The 19,190-nt window shown below is 54.8% G+C and carries 10 protein-coding genes; 7 read left to right on the top strand and 3 right to left on the bottom strand.

Annotated features, from left to right (window positions below; genetic code table 11):
• Nucleotides 1-2: 2 nt before the first annotated feature.
• From NHH03_RS22645 to NHH03_RS22655, 3 genes are all read right to left on the bottom strand, one after another.
• The gene (locus tag NHH03_RS22645) at nt 3-1,448 is read right to left on the bottom strand and encodes an FAD-dependent oxidoreductase (RefSeq protein ID WP_253159952.1); all 1,446 of its coding nucleotides are present in this window, start codon (nt 1,446-1,448) and stop codon (nt 3-5) included.
• A gap of 74 nt (nt 1,449-1,522) precedes the next feature.
• Nucleotides 1,523-6,121 carry a DUF6797 domain-containing protein gene (locus tag NHH03_RS22650; protein WP_253159954.1) on the bottom strand — a complete coding sequence of 1,533 codons (4,599 nt, stop codon included), beginning with the start codon at nt 6,119-6,121 and terminating at the stop codon, nt 1,523-1,525.
• Nucleotides 6,122-6,230: 109 nt separating this feature from the next.
• A complete protein-coding gene (locus tag NHH03_RS22655; protein ID WP_253159956.1) occupies nt 6,231-7,601 on the bottom strand; it encodes a N,N-dimethylformamidase beta subunit family domain-containing protein in 1,371 nt (456 codons plus the stop codon).
• Nucleotides 7,602-8,263: 662 nt separating this feature from the next.
• On the opposite strand from NHH03_RS22655, the gene NHH03_RS22660 reads away from it, so the two are divergent.
• The 7 genes from NHH03_RS22660 to NHH03_RS22690 all read left to right on the top strand — a co-directional run bounded on the left by NHH03_RS22660 (nt 8,264) and on the right by NHH03_RS22690 (nt 19,091).
• Complete coding sequence (locus tag NHH03_RS22660) at nt 8,264-10,054, top strand: redoxin domain-containing protein (RefSeq protein ID WP_253159958.1); 1,791 nt, start codon at nt 8,264-8,266, stop codon at nt 10,052-10,054.
• A 246-nt stretch (nt 10,055-10,300) separates the two neighbouring features.
• Nucleotides 10,301-12,754 carry a PSD1 and planctomycete cytochrome C domain-containing protein gene (locus NHH03_RS22665; RefSeq protein ID WP_253159960.1) on the top strand — a complete coding sequence of 818 codons (2,454 nt, stop codon included), beginning with the start codon at nt 10,301-10,303 and terminating at the stop codon, nt 12,752-12,754.
• A 6-nt stretch (nt 12,755-12,760) separates the two neighbouring features.
• Nucleotides 12,761-14,203 (top strand): DUF1501 domain-containing protein, encoded by a 1,443-nt coding sequence (locus tag NHH03_RS22670; RefSeq protein WP_253159962.1) that lies wholly within the window; start codon nt 12,761-12,763, stop codon nt 14,201-14,203.
• Between the two features lie 191 nt (nt 14,204-14,394).
• Entirely contained in the window at nt 14,395-14,910 is a 516-nt protein-coding gene (locus NHH03_RS22675) for an RNA polymerase sigma factor (protein ID WP_253159964.1), read from the top strand.
• Nucleotides 14,907-17,036, top strand: a complete 2,130-nt coding sequence (locus NHH03_RS22680) for a hypothetical protein (RefSeq protein WP_253159966.1) — start codon at nt 14,907-14,909, stop codon at nt 17,034-17,036. The genes NHH03_RS22675 and NHH03_RS22680 overlap by 4 nt, the downstream gene beginning before the upstream one ends.
• A gap of 1,138 nt (nt 17,037-18,174) precedes the next feature.
• Nucleotides 18,175-18,771, top strand: a complete 597-nt coding sequence (locus tag NHH03_RS22685) for a 4Fe-4S dicluster domain-containing protein (RefSeq protein ID WP_253159968.1) — start codon at nt 18,175-18,177, stop codon at nt 18,769-18,771.
• The gene (locus NHH03_RS22690) at nt 18,768-19,091 is read left to right on the top strand and encodes a hypothetical protein (protein WP_253159970.1); all 324 of its coding nucleotides are present in this window, start codon (nt 18,768-18,770) and stop codon (nt 19,089-19,091) included. Before NHH03_RS22685 ends, NHH03_RS22690 begins: the two co-directional genes overlap by 4 nt.
• Nucleotides 19,092-19,190 lie beyond the last annotated feature (99 nt).

A 19,190-nucleotide genomic window follows, 5' to 3' on the forward strand; every position in this document is an offset into this window, starting at 1 on the left:
CATCAGGACCGAATCTGACTCCAGGTCAATTCGTGCGGCATCAGGTGCTTTTGAATCGAGACAGCGGCGGCGAGTCCTGCGGCTTCTCCCATGGGGACAGAGTTCCCGGTGACTCGATAACTGGAGTGGGCGATAAAGTCGCCGCTAATGCACCGGCCGGCCAGCAGCAATCCATCGACATCCTCGGCTACCAGCGCGGGATAGGGTATGTCGTACGGTTGATGGCCGCCTCTTTTAAAGGCGGTGTTGATTTCTTTGTTTCCGTGCGCGTCTAAAGCATGCACGTCGATTGGGAATCTTGCAGTACAGACAGATTCCTGATGTTTGAGACCGTTGGCAAGATCGCTCGCCGTGATCTTGTAGCGGCCACGGATCCGTCGACCTTCACGCACCCCAATCTGTTCGGCGGTCGCCACCACGGCGACGTTCTTCCATGGCCCACCAATGCGGCGCAGACCGTTAACCAGTTCGTGAACTTCGCGACGAGCGCGGATCGTTGCCATGCTAATCGCGTTTGCGTCGAATGCGGAAACACCATACTCGTGATTGGTCATGATCGAAAAAATGTCACTGTGCAAATGCCGCAGCGTCGGCGCGCGGTAGGATGGGGACAATCCATGGTCCTCCATTAATTTCAATAACAAGCGTTTTGCCGCAGATTCTGTTTCTCGGATGTATGGTCGCACATCATCGGCATCGATCCCAGTCAACAACGCCATCATGGACATCGGTTGACACTCGCAATCTTTCCCCACGCCAAGGTCGAAACGACAACCTGCGTGGGCCGCCAGATCACCATCACCGCTGCAGTCGACGAATCGGTCGGCCAGCCATGTTTCACGTCCCGACTTGGACTCGGTCAACACCGCGACCACACGTCGATTTGAGTCTGTGACGGCGCCGACAAGTCGCGTGTGTAAGCGGATTTTTACGCCCGCTTCGAGACAGACTTCTTCTAAGATCAGTTTCGCAATTTCGGGATCGTAAACGGTGCCATGGGTCTGGTTGGCCACCGCGCTGCCCTGCGTCGCAAACCGATGCAGCAATTCGGCCATGATTCCAGACTTGTTCTCAGAATCCAGGATTTTGGTCAGAAGCCCTGCGGTCCAGACACCGCCCAAACAGCCTGCGACCTCGATCAATTGCACCGTAGCTCCGGCCCGGGCAGCGGCCAACGCCGCAGCGATTCCAGCCGGTCCACCCCCACAGACAAGCACGTCAGTTTTTCCCACCACGGGAATTGCACGCTGTTGCTCGAGCAAAGTCTGAGCGTTGGGGGAAAGTTCTGCCTGAGTGCGTAGCACATCACCGCCGAGCGGGTTCGCAACGCGGATTCCCTCGCTCGATTCCGCCGCCTGGGTGTCGGGCGAAGTGAGCGCGGCTGAAACAACCAACCCGCCGGCAGTGGTTTGCAGAAAGTTTCGGCGTGAGGTGGTTTGACGGTCCATGATTTTGATTGAGGGTTTGGGCTTCGACATCGTTGACGCGGATGAATCCGAGTAGACAAATATGAGTCAATTGCCTAGTCGGTCACGACCATCGTTCCGTTCATGACCATCCAGTGACCGGGAAAGGTACAAAGGAAAGGATAGCGACCCGGCGTGGTTGGTGCGATGAAATAAATCGTTTCTTTCTGGCCCGCCGCCACGATGTCCGTGTGGGCGAGGATCTGATCCGACTGTGGAATGTATTGTCGAGCGAAGGCGTGGGGGTCTGCGATCATCTGATTGCCAAGCTCACCAACGTGTTGCAGCGAACCGCGTTTGACGAGCACCCAGTTATGGGGCACCACATCAGGATTCGAGAGCGTCAGCGCCAACGCCTCATTGGCACTGACAGTGAATTCGCGGGTGACGTAGCTGAGGTTACTGCCTGTTTCGATCTGGATATCCCGTGCATTCGCAATCTTTTTGTGCCACCGATTAGGCGTGCGTTCGGTCAAGGACGCCAAGTCGACCAGTAGTGGATGAGCTGCAATTTGTTTTTCACGGCGCTGGTAACCTTCAAACTCGGTGAACGGTTTGTCGAGTCGATGGATCGTGACGAATAGATCGTGACCACTGCCCGCGGGATTTAGAGACATCGGCTCGTGGCGATTGACGTGCATTCGCAGATGCAACTGGTTGACCGGTTGTAACTGCGGTATTTCCAGAAACAGCGAATGCCCATCGTCCAGGACGTGTGCCGCTTGAATTCGCAAGGGATCGTGCCCCGGAGTCCCCAAGTGTGTGCACGAATACTCCGGTGACCCGTACCCGCCGCTGTATCGATAGTTCCAACATTGTGCAAAATGTTGGGCCGGATCGGCGGCGATGCCGACATCAAGCGGTTTTTCAAATGTGATGCGAATCCCATTCTCATAGGTGTGGAATCCGGTCGGCACTTGCACGGCGTCGCCGGTGAAACGAATGCGTTGGAAACAACCATCGTCGCTGGTGTAAGTTCCCCATCCGGACATTCCCGAGACATACAGTTGGCCGTCCAGCGGATGAAAACGACCGCGATGCACGCCTGACAAAAAATCGCCGGCAAGTGGAATCACCGCGCCTTGAAGTTGATCTTCGACCTCGTCACGGAGCACGGCAAACCAGGTGCCGGCGCCAAACGAAAAATGCAACAACTGGTCTGCCAGCGGCCCAAAGGAGTCGCTGTCCACATGGACTTGACCGCCACTGGAGTTATCGACTCCACGGGGCAGGAATACCAGCGGCAATTCCGGTGGCTCGCCATTGCGAGGACCCCCGTATCCGTGGTGAGGCGGAGAGTCGGCTTTTTGGGACGAGGCATGCCTGACCGCATGGATCGCTGACGCGGGCGTCCATCCGCCTTCGGAGACCGGTACGGTGACGGTCCCATCGGACAGGATGCCCAAGCCATCGGGATTGCGAAAACCGGTTGCAACCACAGTTGCGTTCTTTCCATCCGATGAAATTCGCATCAAGCCCTGATTGCCCGACGCGGTGTAGAAATGACCGTGTTGGTCGCGTTGCAAACCACAGATGAAATCATGACCTGCCGGCGACGTGATCAACGCGTTGCTAAAACATTCGTAAAAATCGGCTTCACCGTCGTCGTTCAGGTCCGTCAGCCGTGTCAATTGGTCTCGACATTGAACATAGACTTGGCCCTTGGCCACTACCAAACCCAACGCATGATGGAGTCCGGAAGCAAAACGTGTCCAACGCGCCACACCCGGATGTTCCGCGTCCGCATTCAGTCCACTGACTCGCCACACGTCACCTTGCATCGTACACACCAAGGCACTGCCGTCATCCAGGAAGTCGTGTCCTCCGCAGGAGATGAGCGCATCCCAAGGGTTTTCAAATGGCAGCTCAATCGTATCAATCGCATAGGGACGTTGCGTGCCTGGAGTGATGTCCGTTTCGATCGTCTCGGGCCATTGTCGTTTTCCCCCCGCCGTGAGGTGGCGCAGCGGATGCTCATCCGCAGGTGCCACATCGCGAACAAATTTGCCGTCATCCACCCAGGCGGAATCGAGATACTTCACCTCGTCGATCGTGTATGAGAAAACGGTCCGTTGACCATTTCGATAAAATCCATGGTACTCAAATGCACCAACGATCGGCGTTGTAGTTGGCACCGAGATTAGCGTTCCGTCCGGTCGTAACCCGCCCAGGAATCCTTCTCGGACCGAGCTGAATTTGACAAAGCCGCCGGTCCAGACAGCATCGAAGGACAACGTGTCCGGGTTGAAGCAGGCTGACATTTCACCATCGTCACCGAGACGAACACAAACGCCACGTGGAACGGTGATCCCGTCGGCCCGAAACACGCCAGCTTGCAGCGAACCGAGTTTCGTTGCGTTCCAGCGGTCATCGGCCCAATCCGCTTCGCTCTGGTTGCCCCAATGTCCCTGCTGGCCGCCATCAAGTCCTGGATAGGCGCCGACCAGCATCGGCAATTGTGATTGTTGACGAAAATGTTCGGCTTGTTTCGTGTAGAAGTCGTACACCCGATCACGATTCACCCGATCGCTAGCATGGGGCCAATTCACGCGATGCAGTGGGGCGTTGGTCAATGGAAACTCTACCGGGCCGTGCATTTGGCTATTGGCGATCACGTGCCGGAGTGATTCAGAAAGTGGTTCACCGTCGCGTCCCAATTCGCCCAGGAATCGAATCAGATCCAGTTGTTGTTGTGGCGACATCGCGGCGGTCAATCCATCGGGCATCACCGAGCCCCCGGCTATCTGCTCTTCGATTTCGTCGTTCAACACCGTGACCAACCTGTCCGATGCCAACTCTCGAATGACCAATGACCGGTGGTCCGAGCTGTGCTTGAACCCGGACACGACGTTGCCATCGGTCGTCAAGATTTTCCATGTGATGTATTCGGGTGCCACCTCGCGCCGAGGCCAAAGGATGGATTCAACAATCTGATTCAAGGTGCGATCCTTGGCGATCGCGGACAAGTCTGGCCCGATCGTCCCCCCGTGCGAGCCAATCTTGTGGCAGGACAGACAGGCACCCTTTGCATCGGCAAAGACACTCGCCCCTCGGACTGCGTCACCCGATACCTGAGCCTGCTGGACGAGTCTGAGCACTCGGGATTCGTCATAGGGCTTCTGAGCCGAATCGGCGTTCGGTTCGAAATCAATAATCTCAGCGGGAAGTCCGGCTTGGTGTTTTTTGGACAGCGGCATCGCCGCGTTCCCGTCCTCGGACGTCCACAACTTGAGTGTTGATGCGTCACGAGTCACCTGAAGAACCGGTTCACCGTTGAACTCACGCACTCCCTTGGAAAGACGCAGCCAATGGATCTCGCCGTCACATCCGAATCTGCCCTCGACAAGTCGCCCGATGCCCAGTTCACCGGGGACACTCGCGAGTTGATCCGTGGAAACGATTTGTTGGTCCGCGACCGGTTTCCCATCGACGTAGAGGCGGATGCGATTGTGTTCATAGACCATCGAGATCGTATGCGGTTTCCCATCACAAATCATCGCAGTGGAATGAACGTGGTCGGGGGCTTTCCCGGGCAGATAGGCCGTCAATCGACCGCTGCCATTCATGGAGAACAGCTCCCAGTGATCGGATGATCGTTTTGGATCACTTGCCACTAAAATGTTATAGCGGTCGCTGCTTGCGAGAGTCGCACGGACTTCGACGGTGATTGGAGGTGTCCGATAGTCGTCCGAGCCCGGATAGAGATGTCCTGTACGGGCTTCGTCGGACGGATCTGGTTTGGCAAAAGCTTGCGGGGTCGGTGGCAGCGGGCCGCCGCTGCCGGGCGCTCGCAACTCCCTGGCAATCCAGGCTAGCCCGTCGAGGTTCTCTTGCAGCGATTCGGCTGCGTCGAGCGCGTCACGGTGATCGAGAATTCCAATCGGTCCCTCATAATCGCTTTCGACCACCACCCGAATCATCTCTAGTTCGTGCTGCCCTTTTCCAATCCCGAGAATTTTTGGTTGCTCGTTTGGATTCATCCCATTCAGATTCAAACAGAGCAAAAACGGCTTCATCAACGCGAACGAGGCGGCCCAATCCGTGATGTGTTCGTGTGCATGATGAAAGTTGTAGACGATTCCAACATGGTCTTGGCCGAGCTCATGCAAACGTTGGCAAACGGCAACCAGATTGCGTGGCTGCCCACCCCAACCGCCGTGGTTGTACAGCCCAAGTGCACATCCCATCGCCGCAGTGCGTCGAGCTAAAGGAAGCATTTTTTGCGCCGCGGCGTCGACCTTCTCTGCCTGAGTTTCTCCAACGCTGTCGCCGAGGGTTTGCCAGATTTGAGGGTGCAGCTGATATTTTGCAAATAGCTTGAATGCTTCTTCGTGAGCTCCCCAAAATGCGAAAAACTCGATCCCTTGCTTTTGGTATTCCTGAATCTCTTGTTCGAATTCAGGAACATGCTTCGCTCTCCAATCGTAGGCCGACCGCGTGATGCCCCGTTCTTTCAACATCGCAGCCCGCTCAGCAGGCGAGCGCTGTTTGGCGTCAAACGGAACAATGCACCAGGCCACCAAATTTTTGCGTCCCAGTAGATCTGCCCCGTCCGCTGCATGTAACGGCGTTTCCAGGCCAAACGCACCGCCTGAGATAAGCATGCATAGCAGACAGAGGGCGATTGCCTTGCGTGCGACTGTTGTAGCGATCACCGAGCAAAATCCTTGGTTTTAAGTTGGGTTGTGACAACGCTGTCGCGATCATCTTCTATGCTTCTTCCATCATGGATGCACAGTTTGCTTTTCAATCAACGCATTGCAGCTAATGAGCCGACAAGCGGTCGAGAATGTTTCGCGTGATTGTGACGACATGGGGATCATCGCCTGCGAGTCCGTGTGACCAATCGGTCGTTCCGGCGCTGACCACCGTTCCGCCTTGGGTGTAGGTACCTAGCACTGCGTTGCCGACGCGGTCGGTCGGAAAGCGGTCATACCAGAGGCAATCGCCGGGCGCCCAGCGTGCCTGACAGGTTCCTAGAATGGTAAAGGACTCGGGTGTCCCGTCGCGATGAGTTGGATTGGGCAGCCCGTCGACCCATTCAATTTCGCAACCGTCGCACTCGTAACCAACAATCGAGTGTTCGCCCCCGAAACGATCACCACGTTTGAGTTCGGTGTCCTTGAACAGCCAATGCTCCGGACGATGGACTTCGAAGCTGCCTGGCCCATCCATGAACTGACCATGGCTGCGATGGTAGCCGCCCCACAGAAAACCGACTCCGGTCAGTTGATTCTCCGGACGTTCGATCAAATGATGGCTCCACGCCGTGCTCAGCAATTTGGGGTCGCCAGTGCGAAAGAGAGGGTCGCTATTTAAAGATTGTTTCCAGCAGGTCAATGCACGACCGTCGTCTTCGCTACGGACTTGCCAGCAACACGTGTTCCCGCTTAGAAACGCGACGTTCCCACCCTCCTTGATGTATTGTTCCAGATGATCGCGCATGGGCGACGACCAATATTCATCATGGCCGACACTCAGCACCAGTTGATACTGTTTTAAGATTTCAGGATGAAATTCAAGATCGCAATTCGATGCGTAGTCCAGCGTGTAACCGTTTTGTTCGGCCCATTTCACGAAAGGCAATTCCCAGTTGCTAAAAAGCGAATGCAACGGGCGATCGAATGAAACGCGGTGACCTTGCAGTCCGTCGCGGTCGTGGTAGGCGTACAAGCTGTGACCGCCCCAATTGCTGTAGGCGTTGTAGGTGTTGGTCCCCAATTCCAACAGAATCTTGGTGCTTTCCCCAGGTGCGGGCGATCGAACGATAAAGAACAGAGTGCTGCGAATTGGTTTGTCATCCGTGCTGAGCGTCAGCGTCGCCTCATAATATCCGCTGGTCCAATCCCGAGGCACAGTGATCGTCACTGCGGCGGGCCAGTTGCATCCATGCGACGAGGCGCGATCGGGAATCGGGTGCGCGGCACAGGCAATCTTTGTTTTTTCGAACACCTTACTCCGCTCGGCGCCCACCCGCTCGAGTACCAGATCAAACGATTGCCCGCTGCCCGAAACGTGAAAGGAAAGTTCTTCGCCTGCAGCGACGCTCACTTGATCGGCATACCCCAGAATAAAGGGGCCGGTGGGTTGCGGTTGATCCGCCTCCGCCCGTGTGACTGCAATGACAGCAAGCACACAAAATCCGGCGACAAGAGCGTTGAAATTCCTAAAGATTATCATGGTGTTTAGCGACGGAGTGGTGATAGTTGGGATCTCTGCGAGTCGCGATTGTAAACGTTGGTGACACCATCCATTGATGGTCTGAAGGTGCGAATCTATCGCAACTGGAAACAAGATTCTTGAAGGTCCGAATTTTTGGGGAAACGGACGTGTCAGTTTTGAAGCAAACGCTTTTGCCAGCCGGGCAGGGCGTTACACGAAGTGCCGGCGGCGTGAGTCGCCGGAATACAGGTGATTTTGTTTCTAGCCCAGAGGGCGGCACATGGTTTCACGCAGCGTTGCATCATTGTGTCGCCCGCTGGGCTATTGGGTCCATTTTCTTCCGCATCCGGCGACTGACGCCGCCGGCAGTCATTGTGTCGCCCGCTGGGCTTTAGAAAACGCTGGCTTCAAAACTGACGTGTCGGGCTAGGAAAAACCAAGTCCCAACTGACGCTCTGTGAAATCCTGATCGAAAGCGGATTCTGAATGGTTCGAGAGGCGGACGCGAGCCATGTGGTGCGTCACTGTTCGCAAAAATGAAATGCCGGTGCAAAACAGGGTCTTACTGCCAGTTTATATACGAAGCGATACAATCTGACCCGATCTGTGCCGTAGAATGCGGGTTTGAAATAGCGATGCTGCTGCGCTTTCGCACCCGTTGGTCATTGGAGATCGAGATGTTGTTGCGGTTTTTGGTTTTGGTAGCTGTGACGGCAATCGCCTTTGGGGGTGATGGCAACGTCTTGGCCGCTGGCAGTGATGATGGTTCACCGATTGGGGAACGTGTTGAATCCTTCACGCTGGACAACTGCTACGGAAAACCGATCTCGCTTGACGATTTTTCTTCTGCTAAAGCCGTGGTGATCGTCTTTTTGGGCACGGAATGTCCCTTGGCAAAACTGTATGGGCCTCGATTGACGGAGATTCAAAAGCGATATGCTGACCGAGGCGTGCAGATCATTGGCGTGAATTCGAACAAGCAGGACAGCTTGACTGAACTGGGCGCCTACGTGCGTCGACATGAAATCGGATTTCCGATGTTGAAAGACCCGGGCAACCAAGTGGCCGATGCGATCGGTGCCGAACGCACGCCGGAAGTCTTCTTGTTGGATCGCCAGCGCGTTGTGCGATACCATGGGCGCATCGATGATCAGTACGGTGTTGGTTATTCAAAAGAACGCGACGCGAAACCAGAACTGACTTTGGCGATTGATGCCTTGCTGGCTGGAAGTCCGATCGAGATCGCGGAAACCGAACCCGTCGGATGTCATATCGGCCGCGTCAAATCCAGTCCGCCATCGGGCGATGTGACGTTTACAAAAGACATCGCTCCGATCTTCAACAGCAAATGCGTGAGTTGTCATCGTGATGGTGAAATTGCGCCGTTCACGCTCGGCAGCTACGACGACGTGCTCGGATGGGAGGACACGATTCTGGAAGTGATTGACGACAATCGGATGCCACCTTGGTTCGCTGACCCCAGCCACGGAGAATTTGCAAACGACGCTCGCCTAAGCTCACAAGAGCGCGAGCTGATCGCCACCTGGGTAGACAATGGGATGCCTCAAGGCGAATTGAGCGACCTGCCAGATCCGCCGGTGTTCGCTGATGGTTGGCAAATGCAGGAGCCACATCAAGTCTTTAAGATGCGTGACAAACCCTTCGCCGTCCAAGCCGAGGGAGTGTTGGATTACCAGCACTTTGTCGTCGACCCCGGTTGGAAGGAAGACAAGTACATCGTGGCTGCCGAGGCAAGGCCCGATAGCCGAAGCGTCGTGCACCACATTTTGGTCTACGTGATTCCGAAAGGTGAGAAACGGCGTGATTTCAGACAAGTCCTGGCAGGCTATGCGCCGGGTAGTCCCCCGTTGGAATTGACCAATGGCGTTGCGATTCATGTCGAAGCCGGCAGTAAGTTGCTGTTCGAAATGCACTACACGCCCAACGGAACGCCGACCGAGGACCTGAGCTATGTCGGATTTCGGTTTACAGACAAATCAAACGTGCGAAAGCGACTGCGCGGTCAACTCGCCGCCAACAACAAGTTTGAAATTCCCGCCGGTGAAGCGAATCATATCGTGAAGGCAACGTACGTTTCACGGCAGGACGAAACCCTGCTGAGCATGACTCCGCACATGCACTTGCGAGGCAAATCGTTTCGCTATGACGTCACCTTTCCCGATGGGCGAGAGGAAGTCTTACTGAATGTCCCCCATTACGATTTTAACTGGCAACTGAAATACACCTTGAAAGATCCTCTGTCTTTGCCAAAGGGAACGCAAATCAAGTGTACGGCGGTGTTCGACAACAGCGAAGACAATCTAACAAACCCCGATCCGACCAAGCCCGTCCGCTGGGGAGACCAGAGTTTTGAAGAGATGATGATTGGATTCATGGACACGATTCCCAATTCGGATGAATCGTAGGTGCCGGCCCACGCGATCGTCACACTCATCGCTTTGAATGTCACGATGAAGTTCTGCATAAGCCCGATGCATCGGCGAAGGTGAAGTGGGATTCTGCGGGTGAGGTTGTCTGCACGACGCTGGACCCCGGCACCGATTTTCTCACGGTAGTTTGGACGCTGCAGATTGGGGTTTGCTAGAATTGATTTAGGTCTGGCAAGCCAAATGCTGGGCTAATAGGCACTTCGACCAGAAAGCGGTGTTTTCATGACACGAGTGATTTACGCACTGATTTGGATGGCTGGACTCGCATCCCTGTCTTGCGGTGGTGAACAGTCCTCGCAACAGGTCAGTGGTGTCGAGTTTTTCGAGTCAAAGATTCGGCCCGTGCTGGTGAAGCATTGTTACGATTGTCATGCGGGGGCGAACAATGAAGGCAGCCTGCGCGTCGACTCGCGAGCTGCCGTTCGCACTGGCGGAGATCGTGGTCCGGCGATTGTGCCAAATCACCCACAAGCAAGTGTGCTGTTGACGGCTATCTCGCATGCCGATGCCGATTTGAACATGCCTCCGAAAGGTCCGAAGCTCTCGGATTCGATCATCGCCGATTTTCGCAAATGGATCGAAATGGGAGCACCGGATCCAAGGGTGGATGATGTGCTAGAAGGGATTGAGACATGGAACGGAATTGACGCCGCTCGAGATCACTGGGCCTATCAAACGCCTTTGGTCGGAAGGGTCCCAACTGTAGACGATGATTCATGGGTTCGCGGTGACGTTGATCGGTTTGTCTTTGATGAATTGTCGAAACACGGGCTCACGCCCTCCGCTGACGCTCAGCCACGATCGTTGCTGCGTCGGTTGCATTTCGATCTGGTGGGATTGCCGCCGACACTCGCTGCGATGGACCGGTTTCTTGCGGCGGAAAAAGCCTCGGGAATCGAGGCGGCGCTGGAGATCGAAGTGGACCAATTGCTGCAGTCGCCTCAGTTCGGCGAGCGTTGGGGCAGGCATTGGTTGGACATCGCCAGGTACGGCGAATCCAGCGGCGGAGAATCGAATGTGTCCTTTCCATACGCGTGGCGATACCGAGACTACGTCATCGACGCGGTCAATGCAGACATCCCTTACGATCGTTTCCTGACGGAACAAATTGCAGGCGACCTGTTACCATTCGACAATGATTCCCAACGCGCTCGACAACTCACCGCAACGGGATTCCTTGCCGTCGGTACAAAAAATTTGGGCGAAAACAACGACGCCAAATTCAATGCCGATCTTGTTGACGAACAGATCGATTCGCTGACGCGTTCGGTTATGGGCAGCTCCGTCGCCTGTGCGCGATGCCATCATCACAAGTTTGATCCATTTTCGATGGATGACTATTACGCGCTGGCTGGGATCTTCGCTAGCACCAAGACTTACTTTGGCACATTTACATCGCCAGCAAACAACCGGGGCGGCGATCCGCTAGTGTTGCCGCGCGTTCCGGGGCAAAAGATTTTTAACAAATCTCTGACACCGAAAAAGTTTGAGGAATTGAAGTCGCAACAGGCACAACTGTCGGTGGTTCGATCGCAAATCAATGCCGCTCGCGACGCAGCGTTTTCGGGTAAGAAGCCGAAGAAAACGTTCACCCTGCGAGACGTGTTGGCCAACATCTGGCGGCTCGGACCTATCGAAGGGAAACTTGAAACGCTCGACACGACGGGCAAAGCATTGCCCGTCGCAATGGGAGTGCTGGACGACGATGTCGTCAACGTGCCGATGCTTGCTCGCGGCGAAATCGGCCGCGAAGGTGACATTGTTGAACGCGCCTTTCCGCAGGCGATTGTGATCGCTGATGCGCCGTCGATACCGTCAACGCAAAGCGGCCGCCTCGAATTGGCTCAGTGGCTGACGCGCCCAGACCATCCACTCACCAGCCGTGTTTACGTCAACCGAGTATGGAAGCATCTTTTTGGGCGGGGGTTAGTGACGACAGTCGACAATTTCGGAACCACCGGCGACAAACCGAGTCACCCGGAATTGTTGGATACGCTGGCGGTTCGTTTTATGGAAGGTGGGTGGTCAACGAAAGCGCTGATTCGCCAATTGGTACTCTCACGAACGTACCGACAGTCATCGACGTTTGACAGAAACACATTTGAGAAAGACCCTGAGAACCGATTGCGTTGGAGGATGCCCAAACGGCGGCTTGAAGCGGAAGCAATCCGCGACGCGATGCTGTTGGTGTCCGGCGATCTGGATCTTAAACGACCAGGCGGTTCTCACGTTGCGACGATTGTTGGCGATCGTCCGATTTCGTTGATCGGACTGAACCCAAAATTGCCGCGTGATCTGGACGGGGCCAACTATCGGTCCATCTATCTGCCGGTGATTCGCGATCGATTGCCTGATGTGTTGAGCCTGTTTGATTTCGCAGAGCCGAGTCTCGTCACAGGTGAAAGAGAAACCACAAATGTTCCGGTTCAGGCGTTTTATCTGATGAACAGTGTGTTTGTTCAGCAGCGTTCGGAAGGATTGGCTGAGCGACTTCGGGAAGAAACTTCCGATCCAGACCAACTGATTGAACGGGCATTTGAATTGTGTTTTTCACGCCCTCCCAGCAAAATCGAACGACAGCAGTCACGAACGTTCTTGGACGACGATGATGATGTCACGATGTTGAGTTTCTGTCAGGCCATGCTATGTACGGCCGAATTTCGCAACCTCGACTAAAATACCATGCATTCACTCTACTCCCGCCGCACCGCTCTGAAGTCGCTGTCTTCGGGGTTTGGCTACCTTGCGTTTGCGAGTCTGGCACAGCAGGCGGCCGCGGACGAATCGTCTGCACGGGGCCCGCTCGCTCCCAAACAGACTCATTTTCCAGCCACCGCCAAGCGAGTCATCTTTCTGTCGATGAACGGCGGTCCGTCGCATGTGGACCTGTTCGACTACAAGCCGAAACTGTCTGATCACGAGGGGCGCAGCACAGCCGATAGCGCGATCGCCGGAAACAAAGGGTTGATGCCGTCACCCTTTCAATTCAAACGACACGGCGAATCCGGATTGTGGTTTTCGGAATTGTGCCCACATCTTGCCCGGCACGCGGATGAGTTGTGCTTCATCCACAGTATGCACACCGATCTGCCGAATCATTCGCAGGCATTCCTTCAGATGCACACTGGCAGTTTTCAATTCACACGGCCTTCGGTGGGGGCTTGGTCGCTTTATGGTCTGGGCACCGAGAACAAAAATCTGCCCGGTTTTATCACGCTGAACCCACCCTCGGAGAACGGCGGAGCTCGCAATTATGGCAGCGCCTTTCTGCCAGCGGTCTATCAAGCCACAAAGATCGGCACGAACCAAATTCCTGAATTCTATGCAAAGATGCTTGGCGTTGACCAAGAATCCGGCGCCCCGCTTCGCAACATGGAGAACAAGCTGTTGACGAAGGTTCAACAGCGCAAGCAGCTCGATTTCATTCGCAACCTGAATGCACAAAAACTGCAACGCGATGTTTATCATCCAGAAATCGAAGGCGCAATCGAGTCATTTGAATTAGCCTATCGCATGCAGGACGAGGTCCCGAGTCTACTGGATGTATCGAATGAATCCGCTGCGACACTTGAGCGCTACGGAATCGGAAACGGCCAACCCACGGATCGTTTCGGACGTCAATGCCTGCTGGCTCGACGTATGGCCGAAGCGGGGGTTCGCTTCATTGAACTAACCGCCCCCAAAGGCTGGGACCATCACTTCCAGCTGAAAACTGCGTTGGCGGAGTCGTGCCTGGCAACCGATCAACCTGTCGCAGCGTTGCTATCCGATTTGAAAGAACGTGGAATGCTCAAGGACACACTGGTGATATGGGCCGGCGAGTTTGGTCGGACTCCTTATGCGCAAAGTGGCACCGGTCGAGATCACAATAACAAAGGCTACACCGTCTGGATGGCTGGCGGCGGAGTAAAACCTGGAACGGCGTATGGAGCCACCGACGAACTTGGCTATGCAGCCGTCGAGAATCCCGTCCACATTCACGACTGGCACGCAACGATCCTGCACTTACTAGGGTTGGATCACAAGCAGCTTACATTCAACTACGCCGGCCGTGATTTCCGGCTTACCGATGTCTATGGAAACGTCGTCAATGACATCGTCCAGTTCCCTCGTTTGAATGTCTAATCCCGTGTTGTGCCCCGGTTCCATCGGATAACGGACCTGCGGCTTGCGAGGAAATCTGGCGTTTCGGACTCCGGGGACGCCCAGACACTTGAAAATCAGAACAAATTGCTTCGATTTTGATTTTCGAGGTCATGAATACAGGTTTGGTTCGACCTGTTGGTAGTCGCCCGCTTTCTCAATGGAGATCCGATGTGTCCGATCCAAATGCCCCTGATTGGGGGAAAGTAATTGAAAAGCATGCGGAACGAGTTTTCCGTATCGCGTACCGCATTCTCGGCTCAGTTCATGACGCAGAGGATGTCAGCCAAGACGTCTTTACCGAAGCGATGGCAGTTCACCAATCGGGTCCGGTCCGGACCTGGACGGGTCTGATGGTTCGCTTGGCCACTGTTCGGTCGATCGATCGACTGCGCAGGGAACAAGGACGACCACAGTCGTTGCCGAAGATCGACGTCAGTCCCCCGGCAACACAGCGCCCCGACCAGGAGTTGATTGCCGCTGAGCTCGCGAGTTGGCTTCGCAGCGAAATCCAGATGCTGCCTGATCGACAGGCCGCCATCTTCAGCCTTGCCTACTTCGAACAGCTCTCGCGAAACGAGATTGCAACCGCGCTCGAGGTCTCACCCGAAACCGTGTCCACGGCTCTCTACAAAGCACGACAAAAACTGTCCAGCCGACTGGCGGTCATCCACGGAGACAAGTCATGAACCAGAACACTGAAAACCAAAACCATCCTGAATTGGACGGACCACTCGAAGCGGCAGTTTGGGCTGTTCTGAGTGAACCTGTACCGGCCGCTGCAGTCGAGCGGGTCAAGCAGCGAGCCAGCGAGATTTCCGGTGATTCTCCGCAAGTCATTCAACACCACAAACCTCGCAAGCAATTTTCCACGCTGCTGCGATTCGCGCTCGCTGCTTCGGTGATGGCGATTGTCGTCGGTGGGTTCACCTTGTTGGACCTTTCGGTAGGCAGCAACAACGTTTACGCCCAGGTCGCCCAGCGGTTGCAGCAGCTGAAGTCCATGGTCTGCTATGTTCAATTTTCCGAGTCAGGAATGCTGGACGACAACCTGGTTGAAGATCAGGCTGGCATTCAAAAAGTCACCTATCTCGCGCCGTCGTTTCATCGCATCGAATACCAAGGTGCGGGGACCGTTCAAATTGTCAATCGAGAACAGAATCGCAACGTCCTGTTGATGCCCAGTGCCAAACAAGCAATCGTCGCGGATGGGGCGTCTGCTGTGGCGATGGACATGAATTCGCCGGTTCGACTTGTCGAAGCCTTAATGCGGCATTTCCAAGTGGATCGAGCAGGCGAGAGCGGCGTCACATCACTCGGGACACGAACTGTGGCTAATGAGACCTTACAAGGTTACGAATCCACGATCGGTCGTGAAACGGTCCGCGCGTGGTTTGATGCAAAAACATTTGTGCCCGCAATGGTTGCAGTGAGATTTGAAATCCCTGCACACATGGCAAATGGAAACGCGGTGCCGATGTGGCAAGTCATGTCGGGAATCGAAGTGGATGTCGCCGTTTCACGCGAGCTGTTTGACACTGATGTTCCCCGCGATTACGAGACGCTGTCTCTTGACGCCCCGCGAGACCAAACACCGGCAACGCTGGATGATGTGATTGAAATGCTTCGTCTTTGTGCCGCCGCGAACGGATCTCAGTTCCCGCTTTCGCTCTCGATCAACGATGAAGTGGGGACTCCACTGGCCATCCAGAACAAATTGGCTGAGACGGTCGAAGACCAACTCGCTGAATCGGATCAGGCTCGAAAAGCAGCTTTGATGGAAAGATTGCAGGAATTCGGCGAGGCTGTCGGTCGTGCGACTGCGTTTCAATTTTCAATCGAGGCCGGAAATGATTGGAACTACTTTGGGGGCGCGAAGCTAGGTGAGACCGAACGCCCCATTTTGTGGTATTCGCCTGCAGCCGACGGCAATTACAAAGTCGTTTATGGTGATCTGTCGGTGAAAGATGTTGCAAAGGGCAACTTACCGCCCAAGCCGCAATCGTTAACACGTCAATCGACTCCAAAGAAATCGATCCGTGTTTCCACGCCGGCCTTCACATTGCCACGCAGTGCAATTCATGACTACACAGCATTGGAGCAAATTCGTAAAGACGGTACGCAGTCCAAAGTCGAGTTCCTGAATCTTGGCGGGATGCCCGAATTCAGCGAGTCCCAGGTGAAAAAAATACCTGGCGAGAATGTCGTGTTGCAAGAAGTGGATCCAAAGTGGAAACCCGATCGCACCGCGGATTCATCACGATTCGCATTTTTGCGTGAATTCACCAACTTAGAAGGACTTGACCTGAGTCACCTGTATCTGAATCAAGCGGATTTGGATGTCATCGCCCGTTGCACCAAACTACGACGACTTTCGTTAAGCGGCGTCCAGATCTTTGATTCAGCATCGCGGCGACTCAACGGGGATGATCTTGCCAAGCTTTCGAACTTGAAATCCCTTGAACTGCTTGACTTAAGTCAGTCAAACTTCATCGGTGGTTTGCGGCACCTGAAGGATCTTCCGCGACTGCACACGCTGTACCTAAGATCATTTGAACATCTCAATGATGCGTCAGTGGCTGAGTTAAGCGTGTTGCCCAACCTGGAAACCCTGGTTCTCGCCCCGGTCTATGCGACAAATCCCGACGCGACGGTCACCGAAAACGGATTGAAAAGCTTGCAGGATTGTCGTCGGCTAAGAACGCTTTACGTTGGCTATCACGGTAAATGGACTCTGCCGATCGATCGACTCAGAGAACTACTTCCCCAAGTCGATGTTCGGTCACCTGAGGAAGGCCTGCCTGCTGCGAGATAGTTGATGAACACGCAACCACAGCAACAAGCATGCTTTGACGGTGTGCTGTTGGGTGACGCAACATCGGCCAGCCAGCTGTAATATCTCAGATGCTGCTCGACTGTTCACGCGTTCGCTCGATTTTTTTGGCGACGACAAATCTGCTAAAACCGGTCGCTTTGGATGATGTCACCCCTGCGAACCTGTCGTCGCGTGACGTTGCTTCTTTGCAAGAAACCCGGTTGTCCTACGCGAGCATTGTGCGGCACAAGCCCATGCCGAACTTGAAAAACGCAAAATTGAAATGGTGCGAGATCGCAGTCGGAGCGAGCGAAAAGCGATTTGTGGACGAAAATCAACTGATCCGGCTGGTTCAGTTCTCGCACCCCTTTGAAGAGATGAACCGTGCACCAAGGGGCAGGTTGGATTTGTCGTCAGGGGCGAATTCGCAAACAAGTTCACTGAGACGCAAATTCAATTTCGCAAGGGCGACGCATTGGTGATTCCGGTGGGATCCGCCACCGCCCACCGAGCGAATATCACCAGCAAGCTGACTCTATTTCTCGTTGAGTCCGCGTAGAGTCGAGACTCGTTGAAATCCAATTTCGGGTGGCTTTCGGTCAAGGTTCTTGCAGGCGTTAGTGACGGATGGATCGGGGATCAATCAATCTATACGCACAGGTAGAGAATGAGGTAAGATGGGCGGACAAGATTCATTTGGTAGCAGTTTACCTGAGCGGCTGGACCCGGTTGCTGGTTGGGTCACCACAACTTGGCTCGCTCAGGCGCGGCCACTGCGGCCGTCTGTCAGAGTCCGATGGGAATTGTTTGCGAGCTGGCGCGGGTTGACGATGCCTGTCATACTGACGGCGTGAAAATGGCAGGCACAAAAGTTAGCGTGATGCATCCGCTGTTGAATGTCGTGGAAAATGGGTTGGCAACGAAGTTGACGCAAGATCACAAAAGTCCAGGCGACGTAACGAGTCAGCCGCGAGGGTTGTTGCCGGTGCTGCGGCGCTTTCTCTTGGTGACTGTGCGATTGCCTGTCATTGCGTTCAGGTATTTGTGTGCGCCTTCGAAGCTCAGACAAAGTCGACGCGATCTGCTGCAAGGTCGCCTGTGGAAATTCATACCGTCGACCAAGTTTGCGCCCTTGGTCATGCGGTACCCCAAACCGGATCAAGAAACGGCGTCTGAGTCGAAACCGCGTAGCATCGGCGGCATCAACATCGACCCGGTTCCGCCAACGGATTTTGCACGCAAGTCGCTGTCGCGAACGATCCCCGTTTTCCGTCCACCCGGCGCGATTGATGAGTTTCAATTCTTGGCCGGCTGCACGCGATGCGGTGACTGTATTGCAGCCTGTCCCTACGACGCCATCCGCAACGCACCTGATCGACTTGGTAGTGTTGCAGGCACACCGATCATCGAAGCCGACGTGGCGGCGTGCATGATGTGTGACGACTTTCCCTGTATCACTTCCTGCAAACCGGGCGTGCTGGTCGATTCGATCCGGCCGGTCATGGGGACTGCGAAAATTACCGAGCACTTGTGCCTGGCGCACCACCACACGACTTGCACTGTCTGCAGCGAACGCTGCCCGGTCGACAGTGCGATCGTCGTGTTTGAGGGCAAGCCAACCGTCGACGAAGACACCTGCACCGGCTGTGGTGTGTGTCGTTACGTTTGCCCTGCACCGGAGAACGCTATTCTGCTAATGCCTGCATTCATACGCCCTGGATTGCCCAACGCATGACATCCAAAAAACTAAGTCTCGAAGATCTCGAAAACAACGAACCACTTCCGGAAATCTTGGAAACCGAGTGGGCCAAGGACCAGGTATTGCAATTGTTTGCGGATTTGGCCGCCGGTGCCGACGTGCGGCATGTGCAGATGAAGTCAAAAGCATCCGACGCGACGGTACCGTTGGCAACTGCCGAGGCCGCTTTCGCCGCCGACGAAGCGCAAGCGATCCAGGTGCGATATTTGTTCGAAGGGCAGATGTGGTGCGACACGATCATGCCGGGAAATCCAACCACAAAAATCATCCGCAACCGGCTGCCCAATGGTCTTTAGCATTGGTCTGCGGTTTTAGATGTCGTTTCTACGTCAGGCACTGGTTTTGGTAACCCGACGCGTCAGTTTTGAAGTGGCGCTTATGCAATTCACTCTCCC

This window comes from Stieleria tagensis (assembly GCF_024129865.1).
Lineage (GTDB): Bacteria > Planctomycetota > Planctomycetia > Pirellulales > Pirellulaceae > Stieleria > Stieleria tagensis.